Genomic DNA, 14,420 nt, shown 5'->3' with positions numbered 1-14,420 from the left:
AAAAAAGAAGAGGAGATTTTATTCTATAATTAAAGTACCTATGAAAAAAGGATTGACCATGTCTGCTGAAACATATCTTTCCAAAAAATTGCACCGTTTTGATTTAATTGACTATGTATTAGTTATGATAGTTTATTTTGTGGTGGGATTATTAATATTCTCCATTTATCCTCCTTTAAGAGGTATTGACTGGTGGTTCTATTTATTATTGTTAATTATTGGTATTTTTCCATTAATTATTCATTTGGTATCGCGACCAGGAGATACATTGAAATCTAAATTCCATTCTTGTGTGAAGACTAATACTCCAGCTTTGCAGGTATTACTCTTTCTTGGGATGTTCTTTTTTTCTTGTATTATGGAACTCATTTTTCCAATATTTGATCAAGTACCATTATGGGTGTATTTGATTATAATTGTCATTTTATCTCTGAAACCCTTACAAAAAACCTGGTTTTGGTAAGAAAAAAGCATAGTATTATCCATACTAAATCGATTAGAAAAACTAAAGCCCACATCGCCCAAAAGCTTGCAAGTATCACTGAATACAATAATTTTACTGTTATAGCAGTAATTAATGGTGATTTTTTAAGGCTATGTATTTAAAATACTTGAAAATTTAAAAAATTACTGTCATGGCAGTAATTTTATGATTTAATTAAAAAAATCTAATCGATCACATCGTTCATCTAACAATTGAAGATATTTTTCTTGCATTTGTTGAGATAAATAGCTGTAACCAATCAGTTGACGCCATCTGGGTATTACTTGCTGGAATTCTTGTATTATTCCAGCAATAACCTTCTGGTTTAATGAGAGTTGTTCAACGGCCAAATATTGAAAAAAATCACGTTTCGTTAAATTATTTTTTCTGCCTCTTAAAGGCAAAGCCATTTCTTCTTTGGCATTTTTTAAAGCGATGGTTGAGTTAAGTAAATCATATGCAGGTGATAGAGAAATTTTTTTATCCTTTGTAATTAGGGAAAAATTTTTTAAATGCATGTCTTCATTGCCGATTAGGAAGTTGAATAGTGTCAACTTAAATAATTTAACGAATTCAATTTTGGGGAATGTACAAAATTTTCCTATGACAGTAATTACTTTTTCCATGGAACTCTGATATTTTGTATGGCGATCTTCGCCTGATAGCTGTGCAAAATCCTCTACTGCTAATTTTTTATTATGCCCTATTCGGTCAAATCGTTTAATGAAATACGTCATACTGTTGTCTTTAGAATACACTAAGCCATGGACAGGGACTTCGAGGCCAATAGTTTTTGCTAATGACATAGTAATGGCTTCATTTTCTGGCAACTCAGGGAAATTGTCACTTTGTGGTTTTAAAATATAATGACCATTTTGATCAACGATTTCAAAACATCCGGCTTTAACTTTTAATTGTGCGCTTAATTTCTTTTGAACACCTTGAATCGACATTTTTCCTACACGGTCGAGTGCTTCTTGTCTTTGCTCATCAGCACTTAATTCTAAGGGACTAAGTATTTTTAATTGAGGTGAAAGCAATCGTAACCCACGTTGTGAGTAGCTTTCTTGGTCATTTATGATTTCATAGGTAATAGGGCAGTATTTCATCTTAGTTCCTCAATAGTAACTGCACCCACAACGTCGTGTCCAACTATCATCAATTGACCAAAGTAATCATTCCTATCAATTTTATATTTTCGTAATAGCGCTTCAAGCATAATACCTTCTGGTAATAGGCCCTCAAAAAATGGAGGAAATATATTGAAGTCGTACACCTTATTTGTTAATGGCATTGTAAGAGAAACTGGTGCTCCCTGATAATCATCAAAGTAAATAAATTGATATTTTCCATCTTTTAATTCTTCTAATATCCCAGCTTTAGTTCCATTAACCAATACGCTTGCTTTTCTCATGAATTATCATCCGTTGTTTGTGAAAAAGGTGTTTCAAATTTCATTCGAATATTCAAAATATCGAGTACTTTTAACAATGTATTTAACTGCACTGTTTCTTTACCTTTTTCAATATCAAATATAACGGTTTTACCTACACCAGCTAATCTGGCTAGTTCTTGCTGTGATAATCCGCTTTGTTTGCGGCAATAATGGACTATCTTTGCAATCTCATTAGGGATCATAGTGCACTATAAATTAAAGGTTTATTACTTTTATAGCAGTAAAAATGATGAAATGAAAGTTTTCTAGAGGTATGTTATAGCATAAATACAATAAATTTACTTCTGTGGCGGTAAATAATGATGATTTAGGAGTTAATGTATTTAAATTGCTTAAAAAAATTTAAAAATTACTTCTATAGCAGCAATTTTGTGTTTAATGATTCTACTTAGGCTATCAATCTATTGGGTAATGAGCCCTGGATTAGAAGTGGGTGAGAATTAAAGTCAATTGATAAAATATATTCCTGCCAGCGGCCAGGCTAGGCACGCTGAGGCAGGAAGCCAATTATACCTCTTAACATAAAGCTCTTGCTGGTCTATGTTCTGCATGGCTTATTATTTCGTGTAGTTGTTTTATGCGTTCGTTTAAAATAGCAACAGCTTGCTCATAACCGGGAGCTTGCGTTCTTCCTAGTCCTGAATAGGCAGTAGCTTTTCTATGCGCGTTTAAGAGTAATCCAAGATCCTCTATCGCTTGTTCATAGGTGGGATCTTCTGGTTTTATAATCGTTTTGAACACTCCTGCAGCAAGTGGACGAATAAAACTCATGTTAATATTGAGTAGTGCATACCGGCGGTCTTCTTTTTGGCGCTCTGAAAAAATTGATTTTATGTCGTGTAAGCACTCTTTATTTTTATCAAGAAGACGAGTGTATTCTTGGAGACTACCTGAGGTAATTGCCAGTTCCGGAGCCATCGCTTTTCTCATATAGAAAGAACCGGAGATTTCCTCTTCAGACAATGATCGTTTAAAGCAGCATTTGGCAGGGCCAAATTTTAAAATAGCCATACTATTATCTGCAATAATAGGTATGGCTTTGGTCTTTCCTTGATAATCTAAAAAATGATTTTTCAAATAAGCTCCGATGCTGGATTTGTTATCTCGAGTAAGTTCTATTTGTTCAGGGGTTAGAATGAGTGTTCCTATAAGAGCTTTAGGTTCGCCATCCACTGTTCCGACTAACTCTTCATCGTGGTGATGGTGATAATGTAAACCCCAGGCATCCACGGCGTGAATTTTCAAATGTTGAGAAGGCTCATTAGGGTGATGAATAACCAAAGAAAAAGGATCGGCATCAGTTAGAAAAGGATGAAAATCTTTAAGTTCTATTGTAATGTCTGATGTGTCCTCTATCCTTAGGATATGTGGTAATTTTCTGTAATACAATTTGCCCGTGTAAGATAATTTTGACGTTTTAGGACAGGCCGGATTAAAAGGAATTATTGTGTTTTCTGCAAGGTTAGCTGGTGCAGCCGCTGGTTCAGGATGAAATGTCCAGCTTGTTTCAGAGATATTTTTAAAATAATAACCCCATCCTAATTTGGGATCTTTACCTTGAATTCTTAGTTCCCGTGCCTCATCGCCCTGTCCTGTCAAGCGAATACACACATTATGGGTAAGATTAGGGAGTATCTCATCTACTGAGTGTTCCACCCATCCTTGCAAGGGCAATTTCCGAATGCCATGTCCAAGAAAAAAACTTCCCTCTGGACCATCGGGAGGCTCAACAACAGGAATATCCGTATAACTTACTTTCAGCCCTGGACAAGCGCCATTAATTTCATAGTCAATCATCCGGGTAAAAAAATGCAGTTTTCCTTCTGCGTCTATGGCAGAAAGAAAAACAGTGGAGCCAGCTGCACTGATAGACTGACCTTGAGTACCCTGGGGGACAAGAAATCCTCTTGAAAAACTGGCCGGTAAGCCTGTATCCCAATAGACTATTTTTAGTCCATCCTTATCCAACACGTAAAGGGTTGGTGTAAATCCAAAATCAAAATGGATTCCGTTTGCATCGCTAAAGAAGGAAACGATTTCATTTGGGTGGATAAAGTCAGTTCTTCGTATTTCGGGTTTAGTACGTACACTGCAGCTAAAAGCCCAAGCTCGCCGATCGTGAGGAAGAAAAAGCTTGTCGCTACTTATAAAATCGGGAGCGCCTAATATATGCTCCCAGTGAAGAGGTCTATTGTTTTCGGTTGGTTTGTAAAGGTACACACGATCTAAATTCGAAACCGCCACCACGATATCGCTTGCAACACCAATCTCAACAATCTGCTCCTCAGGAGCAAGAAGCGATTCCATATTTTTGTTATAGGGTATCCCTATATCATCAAAAAGTTTCCATTCCAGAGCATCGAGATCATCCTTGATTGAAACAAGATCGCCTCGAACTAAAGCTTTGGGATCTTCAAGTGTTCGTGTCCGCAGGTAAATTTTTCCATTATTTAATAAATAATCAAAATTAAAAGTGCTGCCTGAATGATGATTAGGAATGGGGCTGATCAGGCCTGATGGGAGAGATGGCAATGGTTGGTCTAAATTAGAATTTGGCATGTCCTTTTCCTCATTCAAATAAAACATAACCTATTGTCTTTATTTTTTTTTGTCAAACGTTTTGATGAAAATGATTTATAAGATCTCGAAAAATATCTGGATTAAAAAAGATAAAACTTGTCGGGCCTAGCAGGAGGAGGTTCTCCTGGAAAACTTAAAAGAGCTAAAAGATTATCCAGATGATGTATTGTCAAAACCTTGCATCCACTCTGGAGTTGAAAACACCTTATAAAAAGGGTAGATTATCAGCTTTTCAAGCTGTTCCAAGAGGTTATTCGACTATTTTACCTCAGATGAGGTAAAAAATGAGATGAATCAATACATGACAATGAACTCACTAAGCCACCTTAGGTGAGATTATTATTCAAAAGTTGTGTCAAAAGGACAACTGAAGTCACTGAATTTAGCACTGAAGATCTAGAAATGGCTTTGTGATTTTTTGTGTAGAGAACCCTTTTCGTGTCAATGATTGTCACATCTCTATTACGAGTACTATTGAAATTTTAAATGGGTAGCCGTGGCAGCAATTACGATTTTAATTAATTTTAAATTGGAGAGTACAGGTGAATAATAAAGTTGTAGGAAAGCCAACTAATTGGTTTCGGCTATGCAGTATTGCTTGTTTAGGTTTATTAATTTGTGTTAGCAAAAATGCAGTTGCAGAAAATATCTTTACTTTAGGTCAAATGGCTTCACAAATTACAAATTCATTTGAACAGCTGGCTAAATTAATTACTGCTGGTTCGTATATAGCTGGGTTAGGTTTCTCTATCAGTGCTATTATGAAATTTAAACAACACAAAGATAACCCAACCCAAATTCCGATTGGAACACCAATAGCTTTGGTATTTATTTCTGCTGTGTTATTGTTCCTTCCTTCTTTCTTAGGAGTAGTTAGTTCTACAATGTTTGGTGAAAGTGGTGGTGAAGTAGCAGGACCTAAAGGGACCGTTTTTGCGAGCGTAGATCAAAGGTTTGATTTTCAATAACTATGGAATATTTTGCCTGATCTTCTCCTTTAGGAGAAGATGGGAATATTTTAAAATTGTTTCCCTAGCAGAAGCTAATAACCTAAATAAGTATGTTAAATACGCTACGTATAATGCTGCTAATACTAAAGTCAAATATTTATTTTAGATATAAGAACTTTATAGGGTTAATTAGAAATCATAATCAAACCCGACAAAGGATGGTTTAATACGATGATTGCAGTAAGATAAAATGACAGAAATATGCAGAGCATCACGTGAATACAAATCTCTACAAAAATCCCTTCCAGCAAAAAAATTGAAACAAAAATAATCGTAAAGGTATCAATTAAGATCATTTGCAGTATTAATGTTGAATAAAAATTTCAACATACAATCAGCAAAGTAAATCTTAATAAGAATCATTATCAATTGCAATTGACAATGATTCTTATTATTGTTAGAGTACCAATATTGTTCAATGTATGGCCGAGGTAGTGATTGCATGGGCAAGCTAATGGTGCAGGATCAGCTTTACACGAATAAAGAAATTGGTCTGGTGTTAATTACAAATCGAAGTTTTTTGGTCAATCTGGCAACCACTATTATTGGTAGTCACAGTTTGTCTGAAGATGTTGTGCAGGATGTCTATATTAAGGTCATGGAAAATAACGGGACCGAGCCGATACGTCAACCTTTGAGATATTTAGTGCGCATGGTGCGTAATTTAGCCATTGATTATACGCGGCGCAGAGCTTTTGAATGTCGTCTTTACGTTGAGGAAGACGATGGGATTAATGTGCCGTCACTTTGTAGTGAACCAGAAATACAAACAATACAGCATGATTTGCTTGGCCGAATCATTAGCATGTTAGCTTCCTTACCGTTACGTACGCGTACTGCTTTTGAGATGGTGCGCTTTGATGATTGCACGTTGAAAGAAACTGCAGCTAAGTTGAAAGTCTCTCAAGCTCTAGTGCACTTTATGGTACGTGATGTAACCCAACGATGTTTGCATTATGTGTAGGATATCGTCGCTCATGATCTAAATAAAATAGAAAATGCATATGTATCTACATAGGCATGATCAATATTGTTTGATGAGGAATTTAAGATGAGTTTTGATAGTGAAGATACCCTGTTCCACGTGGTGATTAACCAAGAAGAACAGTATTCTATTTGGCCTGATTATAAAACCGTGCCACCGGGCTGGCGCACCATAGGCTTTAGTGGAAAAAAACAAGAGTGTTTGGCATACATTGAGCAGACATGGGTTGACATGCGGCCGCTTAGCTTGCGCCAGCATTTAGCAGCACAATCTGCGGACAAATAAAACTTATCTTTATTTTTCCATATCTGGTTCCAGATGGCTGTGACGTTACTCTTGTAACATTGAGATCAGGGCGGTTGTGCATATGAATGAAGAAGTGATCGAATCGGTAGAACTCAACATTGAACCAGGTTTTCCATTGTGCGTGAGTCCGCGGATACCTGATGTTCGTTTTTCGGATGTAAGGGCGCAGTTAACAGCATTAGTCCGTTCACAGCTCTTGAAAATCGGAGCTATTTTATTTCGTGGCTTTTCCAATGCGGGAGCAGAGGAATTCCAGACGTTTTGTGCCTCATTTGGACACTCTTTACTCAATTATGAGTTTGGCTCAACCCCCCGTAGTAAAATCAATGGTAGGGTGTATACCTCAACTGAATATCCAGCGCATCAACATATTCCACTTCACAATGAGCAAGCATATACACGTGAATGGCCAATGAAAATTTGGTTCTATTGTGCGCAAGCAGCTCCTGAGGGAGGTGAGACACCAATAGCGGATAGCCGTACCATTTACCGCGCTATTGACCCAAAGATTCGTCAGCGTTTTACTGATTTGGGTTTAATATATGTACGTAATTATGGGCACGGTTTGGATTTGCCTTGGCAGCAAGTATTTAATACTGATAACTCAGACGAAGTAGAGTCATATTGCAATAAAAACCACATTGAATTTATTTGGTTAGATGATGGTGGATTGCGTACCTGGCAACGTTGTCAGGGTATTGCTCACCACCCTTTCACGGGCGAGGCGGTATGGTTTAATCAGGCACATCTTTTTCATCTCTCTGCCCTCGATGCAGATACCCGTGAAGCTTTGTTGGAGAGCGTAGGAGAGGCGTATGTGCCACGTCATGTTTACTATGGTGACGGTAGTCCTATTAGTGATCTGGAATTGGATCATATCCGTGCTGTATTGGCACAGCATACGGTTATCTTTCCTTGGCAGGAAGGTGATGTCTTGATGCTGGATAACATGTTAAGCGCACATGCACGTTTACCATTTAAGGGGCCGCGCAAGGTAATGGTTGCAATGGCGCAAGGACATGGGGCGGATTTTATATGAATAATCACGATATAAATAGGCCGGCATTATCTGGACGACACCTCACCGTATCTTACCAACATCAAACGGTACTTCAAGATTTGAGCCTAGACATCCCAGCGGGAAAAATTACAGCTTTGTGTGGACCGAATGGATGTGGCAAAACTACTTTGTTGAAAAGTTTGGCTGGACTGCAATCCTTGGTGCAAGGAGAAATTTTAATCGAAGGGCGCTCTTTATCTTCCTTTAAACGACGCGAAATCGCGCGAATTTTGACCATGCTTGCTCAATTTAATCAAATACCCGATGGACTTACGGTAGCAGAATTAGTGGCCTATGGTCGTTATGCGTTTTCTACACTATTTTCCACGTCTTCCGACACTGATCATATTGCCGTATCCAATGCCATGGAGACAATGGATCTTCTTGCTTACGCCAATCATGAAGTAGCCACCTTATCTGGTGGTGAGCGACAGCGAGCTTGGATTGCGATGGCATTGGCACAAGAATGCAAAATTTTATTATTGGATGAGCCGACTACTTATTTAGATATTCATCATCAGGTCGATGTTTTATGTGCCTTACGTCGTCTTAATCGTGAGCATGGTTTGACCATTGTATGGGTGTTACATGAACTCAATCAGGCTGCGGCATTTAGTGACCATATTGTGTTGATGCGTTCGGGACGTATTTTACATCAAGGTACACCCGATAAAATGATTCATCCTCATTATCTTGCGGATACTTTTGGTATGCCCATGGTACGCTTGGATCATCCTGAAAGCGGGAAGCCGGTGTGTCTGCCATCTTATCAATCCAATACTGAATTTTGTGTAAGCGTATGAGTTCTTTAGCCTTATCCGTTTCACCTATGAGATCCCGTATCCTCACACAGAGAACTTTAATCGGCTTTCTTGTACTCTTGATATTGTCAAGTATACGTCTATGGCCAGAGTTACGGATTATCTTCAGTTTAGATGAGAGCGAGACCGACAAGCATATCGCTCAACTCTTATTTTTCAATTCACGGCTACCCCGTGTTTTGGCGGCTATAGTTTCTGGTGCTGCGTTAGGACTATCTGGGACGTTATTTCAAGCAATTACGCGTAATCCGCTGGCTGCGCCTGATTTATTAGGTGTGACTGGAGGCGCGCAATTAGGTATTTTTGCTGCCATCATTCTTCCTGCGCTAGGAGGAGTTGCAAGTGTACCGCTTCTTTTTGCATGTGGTATGCTAGGTGCTCTTTTGGCGATATTTGCCGCTGGTGGTTGGCAAACGTCTGCGTTGCGTTTAACTCTGGCAGGCATGGCCTGTTCACTCTTGTTCTCTGCCATCAGCCTCATGTTGATGACTATTTTTGAAGAAGATATTACTGGTGTGGCTTTATGGAGTAATGGTCTGTTATACCAACCAGATGCGCATGGCCTACTCACCGTGATGATGTGGTTTTGTCTCCCATTATTACTATTACCCTGGATACTCAAACCGTTAGAAATCAGTACATTGGGCGATGATACTGCACGAGCACTAGGCGTAGCCTTGCGTCCCCTACGATTGATAACATTATGGATTGCTACTTTATTTGCAGCAGGTGCTACCGCTATTGCAGGACCAATGGGTTTTATCGGTTTAATTGCCCCCAATCTTTTACGTACTCAAGGTGTGCAGCGTTTATCCCGCTTATTACCGCTGGCAGCAGTATGGGGAGCAGTGATTTTATTGGCAGCGGATAGTTTAGTTATGAGATTACAGTTAGATGCAACGCTGTCTACTGGTGTCATGATCGCAATGGTTGGTACCCCAGTATTGCTGTTTCTGATCCATCGTCATCGTGCATTAACTGGAATGATCTCAACATCACATAGTTGGTTCCGTTTCCAACTATCCTTTAAGCGCTGTGTGTGGGTATGTAGTGTGCTTTTGCTTTTATTAATTGCATTTGCCGCTATCTATGGCGAAACTTGGCTTGCTCCTAATAAATGGTTAGAGCATCACTTGGTGCTTGAGCTGCGCTTAGCTCGGGTGTTAACCGCGCTATTAGCAGGTGCTATCCTCGCTGCGAGTGGTGTGTTATTACAAAGTGTGGTGCGTAACCCACTGGCGGGTCCCGAAGTACTCGGTATTATCCAGGGTAGTGGACTTGCTATTTTGCTGATGATGGTTACGACAACCATGCTTTCACGTGGTATGCTGCTGCTCGTTTCTTTATTTGGTGGCACCATAACTTTAGGACTGATCTTACTTTTTAATCGCCGCCATCATTTAGCCCCATTGCCAGTTGCATTGACTGGAATAGCTTTGGGCGCTCTCTATGCCGCTTTGTCACAATGGTTGGTGGTGGAAAACAGTGTGGAGCAAGCACGTTTTTTAGTATGGTTAGTTGGTGGGACTTATGGTCGCAGTCTAATTGATGTCCTTTGTCTATTACCCTGGTTTCTTTTTGCTCTTCCCGTCTTATATTTATTAGCGCGACCATTAGATATGCTTGTTTTAGGGGAGCAACATGCAGCAACGCTTGGCATTCCTGTGATTCGGGTGCGTATGCTGACCTTAGCTTTAGCTACTGTACTTGCATCTGTGGTTGTGTCTGTAGTTGGGCCTGTTTCATTTGTAGGATTAATGACCCCGCATCTTGCACAGATGTTGGGATTTCAGCGTCATCGCCAGCGCCTACCAATCGCCATGCTCCTAGGAGCACTTGTGCTGGGGGTGGCTGATGTTGCAGGTCGGAGTGTTCTCGCTCCAATTGAAATTCCGGCTGGCGCCATGACCGCGTTAATTGGTGCTCCCTATCTATTAGCAATGCTGATCTTAGGACAACGTAAGAGGAGGTATGTATGAATCAAGCCCTTCCTTCCTACAAAGCAACACATAATCTTGCTGAATTTTTGCCAGATCAATATGCCTCCTATTGCAACAAAATATATCTGGGTGAGCCTTGTGTTCATCAAGATGCAGATAGGCTGATACCAGCTTCTCATCTAGCTGAGCAAAAAGAATATCTTTTAGCAACGATACGACAGTATTATGACGGTGATGATGTACGTGCTCTACTCTCACAATGGTCTAAGTACTATTTCAGTCTGATTATTCCTGCCGCGGTGGTTGTAGCGTTGGTACTGCGTCGTTCTTTGAATATGGCTTTAGAGGTAAGCCATTTAGTCTTACGTAATGGTATGCCGCATGAATTATGGTTACCTGAGGATGCGCTCGGTAAAGTTAACAACGATCCTGCTGTTCGTTATCGTTCCTTGTGTCTGGAACATCTTGCTCCGCAGATCAATGCTTTAGCAGCCACGGTAAGAGTAGCACCACGCGTGTTGTGGAATAACGTGGGCCATTCATTAGAGTATACCTTATCTACATTAGGTCTCGATGAGTATGCTAAACAAGACATAACTTTTCTCTTCGAAGGCTCCAACTTTTTTGATAGTAACTTGCCTAATCCCTTACGTCATGCCATCCGCTATGTGCAACCTCCATCCTCACAATTGCCGACTCCTTTGCGAGTGAGGCGTGTATGTTGTTTGCGTAATGAGTTGCCTGGAGAGGAAATGTTGTGTACAAACTGTCCTTTGTTGTTAATCCTTCCTAGGCCAGCATTGGATAGGCAAATCCAATTAATACAAGCATGCGAGGCTGAATGAAACGTATTTTTTGCATGTTTTTACTTATTTGGCTCGTTACCTCATATGCTACAGCTTCAGATAACGTTATCAGTATCCGCAGTGCAGTCCTTCCTAAGCAGCCTAAACGGGTGGTGGTGCTGGAGTTTATGTTAGCGGAATCCTTAGCTACGCTTGATGTTACCCCTGTGGGTATGGTTGATCCAGAACGTTACCGAGAATGGATAGGCTACGATTTACCACGTTTCACTCACGTAGTGAATGTGGGAACACGCCAGCAACCTAGCTTGGAAGCGATTGCAGGCCTTAAACCTGATTTAATTCTTGGGGTAAGTTTTCGCCATACGGTGCTCTTTGATGAATTAACTCGTATTGCACCCACAGTGCTATTTGAATTTAACGCAAGAGATCTTCAAATCAATCAACTGCAGCACATGATGAACGTATTTTCTGCGTTAGCAACTATTACTAGTCATGATTCTGCCGGACAGCAGGTGAAACATAAACTCCAAAACGCTTTAGCTGCTGATCGTGCTCGTTTGGCTGTTGCCGGATTAAATGGCAAACATATCGCAATATTACAAGAACTTGGTTTGCAAGATCGCTATTGGGCTTATACGACTAATAGTATGGCAGGCGGGGTTGCTCAATCTTTGGGAATATCGCTATGGCCGAATTGGCCCACAAAGGAAGGAACGACTTTTGTCACGCCCGAAGATTTACTGAAGCAAGCCGATTTATCGGTACTCTTAATTAGTGCCACTGGATCTGAGATAAGTTTGGCACAAAAACTCATTTCACCGATATGGCCTTTCGTACCAGCCAATGAAAAAGGGCGCATTACATTGATACCCCGAAATATCTGGGGATTTGGTGGACCGATGTCAGCCATAAAATTGTCGCAACATTTAACTGACGGGATGTTAGCGGCTTATGCAAACACCAATAATGAATGAACCATAAGTGAAAGTGAATAATGATAAAAATTTTTTAGGCTCCTCATTTGAAAAACTAGTGATGTGATTCGTCTTTAATATGTAACCGTGATTTATAGCGGTAAAATACGAGAATGCTAATGATTTTAAGCGAACGAGATACCCATCTTTTATCCCATGCCTCAGCATTTATTCCTATCCATCATACGTTAGCAGAGCAAGCCCAGCGTTATGGTGAAAGGCAGGCATTGATTCACAGTTCGGCCACGTTGAGTTGGTCTGATTTAGAGGTCTGCGCTAATCGCCTTGCTCATCAATTAATTGCTTGTGGGGTGGGAGCTGAGATTCGAGTGGGTGTGAACGTAACGCGTTCCCCGCAAATGATTATCGCGATGTTGGCCGTATTAAAAGCGGGAGGTGCTTTTGTTCCTTTAGATCCCGCTTATCCCTCTGAGCGCCTTGTTTATATGTTAACAGACGCAGGTGTGAGCCACCTTTTGACGGAGCGGGCGCTGGCCAGTGGCTTGCCTGTTATTGAATCCCTGAAGGTATTGTTCCTTGAGGATCCACGTACGTCTTATCCGAGCACAGATCCTGGGGTGGCAATCCATCCGGAGCAAAGTGCTTATGTGATTTACACCTCGGGTTCCACGGGTCACCCCAAAGGGGTGACTGTGGCTCATGAGGCTTTAGCCTATCATTGCCAAGCTATTGGTGCTTGTTATGATTTGTCTTCTCAAGATCGAGTCCTGCATTTTGCTTCAATCAATTTTGATTTAGCCCATGAATACTGGTTGATGCCCCTGTCGTATGGTGCAAGCCTGGTCATTACGGATCAGACTTTGTGGGGAGCCCAGGAGATGTGTGAGCAGCTCCTGCATCATGGTGTAACGGTAGCCGCTTTTCCCCCCAGTTATCTCCTGCAGTTAACGCAAGCGGTGCAGTCAAGAGGGCTCAAACTCCCCTTACGCGTTTTGGCTTTCGGTGGTGAGGCATTGTCGAGTACCCATTTTAACCAAGTCCGTGCGGCATTTAGTCCTGCGACGTTAATCAATGGTTATGGTCCAACGGAAGCCGTGATTTCCCCGATGCTGTGGATTACTACGCCAAAGAGCGAGCCAAGCAGCTGGCAAGGAGGGGCTTATTTACCGATAGGTACACCTGTTGGTGCCCGTAGCGCATACGTGCTCGATGCCTCGTTAAATCCACTGCCTGTGGGGGTTGCTGGTGAACTGTATTTGGGAGGAGTGCTGTTAGCGCGCGGGTATCATCAACGTGCAGGTCTGACTGCGGAACGTTTTATTCCCGACCCTTGGCACGTAGGTGGACGTCTCTATCGCACAGGAGACCGTGCCCGTTGGCGTGCTGATGGCAGTGTAGAGTATTTAGGCCGTGTGGATAATCAAGTCAAACTACGTGGACAACGTATTGAATTAGGTGAAATAGAAGCTCAGCTTTTAGCCTGTGCTGAAGTATGCGAGGCAGTGGTGGTTTTACAAGGAGCGGGGGCTCAAGCACGGCTAGTGGCGTATGTGGTGCCGTACTGCGCGCCGCTTGATTGGGCTGGATTACAACAGCAGCTCGCCCAACGATTACCTGCTGCGATGTTACCGAGCCAATGGGTGGAACTGAGTAAGTTGCCGGTGAATGGCAGTGGCAAATTGGATCGACATGCGTTGCCGATACCTACCTCTGAAGAGGATGTTCGACCCTACCGTGCACCTCAGAGCGCCACAGAAATCAGTCTGGCAGCCATTTGGGCGGAAGTACTACAGGTGGCGCGTGTGGGACTTGATGATCATTTTTTCATGTTGGGGGGACATTCGCTCACGGCGATGCAAGCCATTATTTTGATTCATGAGCGATTGTTGATTAATTTTACACTTGTTGATTTTTTTGCTCATCCTGTGCTTGCCGAAATGGCGAACCTGTTGGAGCTTGCAGCGGATGCCGCATCTCAAGCTGAAGCACAAGATTTACTGGATATGGATGTGTTATTACAAGCGCTGGAGAACTAAT

Annotated in this window: 14 protein-coding genes; 10 read left to right on the top strand and 4 right to left on the bottom strand. The window is 41.2% G+C overall.

Annotated features, from left to right (window positions below):
* Nucleotides 1-58 precede the first annotated feature (58 nt).
* Nucleotides 59-463, top strand: a complete 405-nt coding sequence (locus tag DYH34_RS14890; protein ID WP_065240105.1) for a hypothetical protein — start codon at nucleotides 59-61, stop codon at nucleotides 461-463.
* A gap of 191 nt (nucleotides 464-654) precedes the next feature.
* Here the strand turns inward: DYH34_RS14890 and DYH34_RS14885 are convergent, their stop codons facing one another.
* The 4 genes from DYH34_RS14885 to DYH34_RS14870 form a co-directional block, all read right to left on the bottom strand.
* Nucleotides 655-1,593 carry a HipA domain-containing protein gene (locus DYH34_RS14885; protein ID WP_058464983.1) on the bottom strand — a complete coding sequence of 313 codons (939 nt, stop codon included), beginning with the start codon at nucleotides 1,591-1,593 and terminating at the stop codon, nucleotides 655-657.
* Nucleotides 1,590-1,898, bottom strand: a complete 309-nt coding sequence (locus DYH34_RS14880; protein WP_058464984.1) for a HipA N-terminal domain-containing protein — start codon at nucleotides 1,896-1,898, stop codon at nucleotides 1,590-1,592. The genes DYH34_RS14885 and DYH34_RS14880 overlap by 4 nt, the downstream gene beginning before the upstream one ends.
* The gene (locus DYH34_RS14875; RefSeq protein ID WP_058464985.1) at nucleotides 1,895-2,122 is read right to left on the bottom strand and encodes a helix-turn-helix transcriptional regulator; all 228 of its coding nucleotides are present in this window, start codon (nucleotides 2,120-2,122) and stop codon (nucleotides 1,895-1,897) included. The genes DYH34_RS14880 and DYH34_RS14875 overlap by 4 nt, the downstream gene beginning before the upstream one ends.
* A gap of 334 nt (nucleotides 2,123-2,456) precedes the next feature.
* A complete protein-coding gene (locus DYH34_RS14870) occupies nucleotides 2,457-4,499 on the bottom strand; it encodes a hypothetical protein (protein WP_058464986.1) in 2,043 nt (680 codons plus the stop codon).
* A gap of 563 nt (nucleotides 4,500-5,062) precedes the next feature.
* Between DYH34_RS14870 and DYH34_RS14865 the strand changes: the two genes are divergently transcribed.
* From DYH34_RS14865 to DYH34_RS14825, 9 genes are all read left to right on the top strand, one after another.
* Nucleotides 5,063-5,488: a hypothetical protein gene (locus DYH34_RS14865; RefSeq protein ID WP_058464987.1), complete on the top strand. Its 426-nt coding sequence runs from the start codon at nucleotides 5,063-5,065 to the stop codon at nucleotides 5,486-5,488.
* A gap of 484 nt (nucleotides 5,489-5,972) precedes the next feature.
* Nucleotides 5,973-6,494, top strand: coding sequence for a sigma-70 family RNA polymerase sigma factor (locus tag DYH34_RS14860; RefSeq protein WP_058464988.1), 522 nt, complete (start codon nucleotides 5,973-5,975; stop codon nucleotides 6,492-6,494).
* 87 nt (nucleotides 6,495-6,581) lie between these two features.
* Nucleotides 6,582-6,800: an MbtH family protein gene (locus tag DYH34_RS14855; protein WP_058464989.1), complete on the top strand. Its 219-nt coding sequence runs from the start codon at nucleotides 6,582-6,584 to the stop codon at nucleotides 6,798-6,800.
* Nucleotides 6,801-6,882: 82 nt separating this feature from the next.
* Nucleotides 6,883-7,860 (top strand): TauD/TfdA family dioxygenase, encoded by a 978-nt coding sequence (locus tag DYH34_RS14850; RefSeq protein ID WP_058464990.1) that lies wholly within the window; start codon nucleotides 6,883-6,885, stop codon nucleotides 7,858-7,860.
* Nucleotides 7,857-8,684, top strand: coding sequence for an ABC transporter ATP-binding protein (locus tag DYH34_RS14845; RefSeq protein WP_058464991.1), 828 nt, complete (start codon nucleotides 7,857-7,859; stop codon nucleotides 8,682-8,684). Before DYH34_RS14850 ends, DYH34_RS14845 begins: the two co-directional genes overlap by 4 nt.
* Nucleotides 8,681-10,681: an iron ABC transporter permease gene (locus tag DYH34_RS14840; RefSeq protein ID WP_058464992.1), complete on the top strand. Its 2,001-nt coding sequence runs from the start codon at nucleotides 8,681-8,683 to the stop codon at nucleotides 10,679-10,681. The genes DYH34_RS14845 and DYH34_RS14840 overlap by 4 nt, the downstream gene beginning before the upstream one ends.
* Complete coding sequence (gene fhuF / locus DYH34_RS14835; RefSeq protein WP_058464993.1) at nucleotides 10,678-11,487, top strand: siderophore-iron reductase FhuF; 810 nt, start codon at nucleotides 10,678-10,680, stop codon at nucleotides 11,485-11,487. Before DYH34_RS14840 ends, fhuF begins: the two co-directional genes overlap by 4 nt.
* Nucleotides 11,484-12,422 carry an ABC transporter substrate-binding protein gene (locus tag DYH34_RS14830; protein WP_202972245.1) on the top strand — a complete coding sequence of 313 codons (939 nt, stop codon included), beginning with the start codon at nucleotides 11,484-11,486 and terminating at the stop codon, nucleotides 12,420-12,422. The genes fhuF and DYH34_RS14830 overlap by 4 nt, the downstream gene beginning before the upstream one ends.
* 113 nt (nucleotides 12,423-12,535) lie before the next feature.
* The gene (locus DYH34_RS14825; RefSeq protein ID WP_115342629.1) at nucleotides 12,536-14,419 is read left to right on the top strand and encodes an amino acid adenylation domain-containing protein; all 1,884 of its coding nucleotides are present in this window, start codon (nucleotides 12,536-12,538) and stop codon (nucleotides 14,417-14,419) included.
* Nucleotide 14,420 lies beyond the last annotated feature (1 nt).

It is taken from the genome of Legionella cincinnatiensis (genome assembly GCF_900452415.1).
GTDB lineage: Bacteria > Pseudomonadota > Gammaproteobacteria > Legionellales > Legionellaceae > Legionella > Legionella cincinnatiensis.
Note: the sequence above shows the minus strand (reverse complement) of the source record. Positions and strands in the feature narration are given on the sequence as shown.

Excerpts from the sequence above, each read along its gene's own strand:
- DYH34_RS14850 (WP_058464990.1), top strand. The coding sequence starts at position 6,883 with ATGAATGAAGAAGTGATCGAATCGGTAGAACTCAACATTGAACCAGGT.
- DYH34_RS14840 (WP_058464992.1), top strand. The coding sequence starts at position 8,681 with ATGAGTTCTTTAGCCTTATCCGTTTCACCTATGAGATCCCGTATCCTC.
- DYH34_RS14830 (WP_202972245.1), top strand. The coding sequence starts at position 11,484 with ATGAAACGTATTTTTTGCATGTTTTTACTTATTTGGCTCGTTACCTCA.
- DYH34_RS14890 (WP_065240105.1), top strand. The coding sequence starts at position 59 with ATGTCTGCTGAAACATATCTTTCCAAAAAATTGCACCGTTTTGATTTA.
- DYH34_RS14870 (WP_058464986.1), bottom strand. The coding sequence starts at position 4,499 with ATGCCAAATTCTAATTTAGACCAACCATTGCCATCTCTCCCATCAGGC.
- DYH34_RS14845 (WP_058464991.1), top strand. The coding sequence starts at position 7,857 with ATGAATAATCACGATATAAATAGGCCGGCATTATCTGGACGACACCTC.
- DYH34_RS14875 (WP_058464985.1), bottom strand. The coding sequence starts at position 2,122 with ATGATCCCTAATGAGATTGCAAAGATAGTCCATTATTGCCGCAAACAA.
- DYH34_RS14885 (WP_058464983.1), bottom strand. The coding sequence starts at position 1,593 with ATGAAATACTGCCCTATTACCTATGAAATCATAAATGACCAAGAAAGC.
- DYH34_RS14825 (WP_115342629.1), top strand. The coding sequence starts at position 12,536 with ATGCTAATGATTTTAAGCGAACGAGATACCCATCTTTTATCCCATGCC.
- DYH34_RS14855 (WP_058464989.1), top strand. The coding sequence starts at position 6,582 with ATGAGTTTTGATAGTGAAGATACCCTGTTCCACGTGGTGATTAACCAA.
- DYH34_RS14880 (WP_058464984.1), bottom strand. The coding sequence starts at position 1,898 with ATGAGAAAAGCAAGCGTATTGGTTAATGGAACTAAAGCTGGGATATTA.
- fhuF (WP_058464993.1), top strand. The coding sequence starts at position 10,678 with ATGAATCAAGCCCTTCCTTCCTACAAAGCAACACATAATCTTGCTGAA.
- DYH34_RS14860 (WP_058464988.1), top strand. The coding sequence starts at position 5,973 with ATGGGCAAGCTAATGGTGCAGGATCAGCTTTACACGAATAAAGAAATT.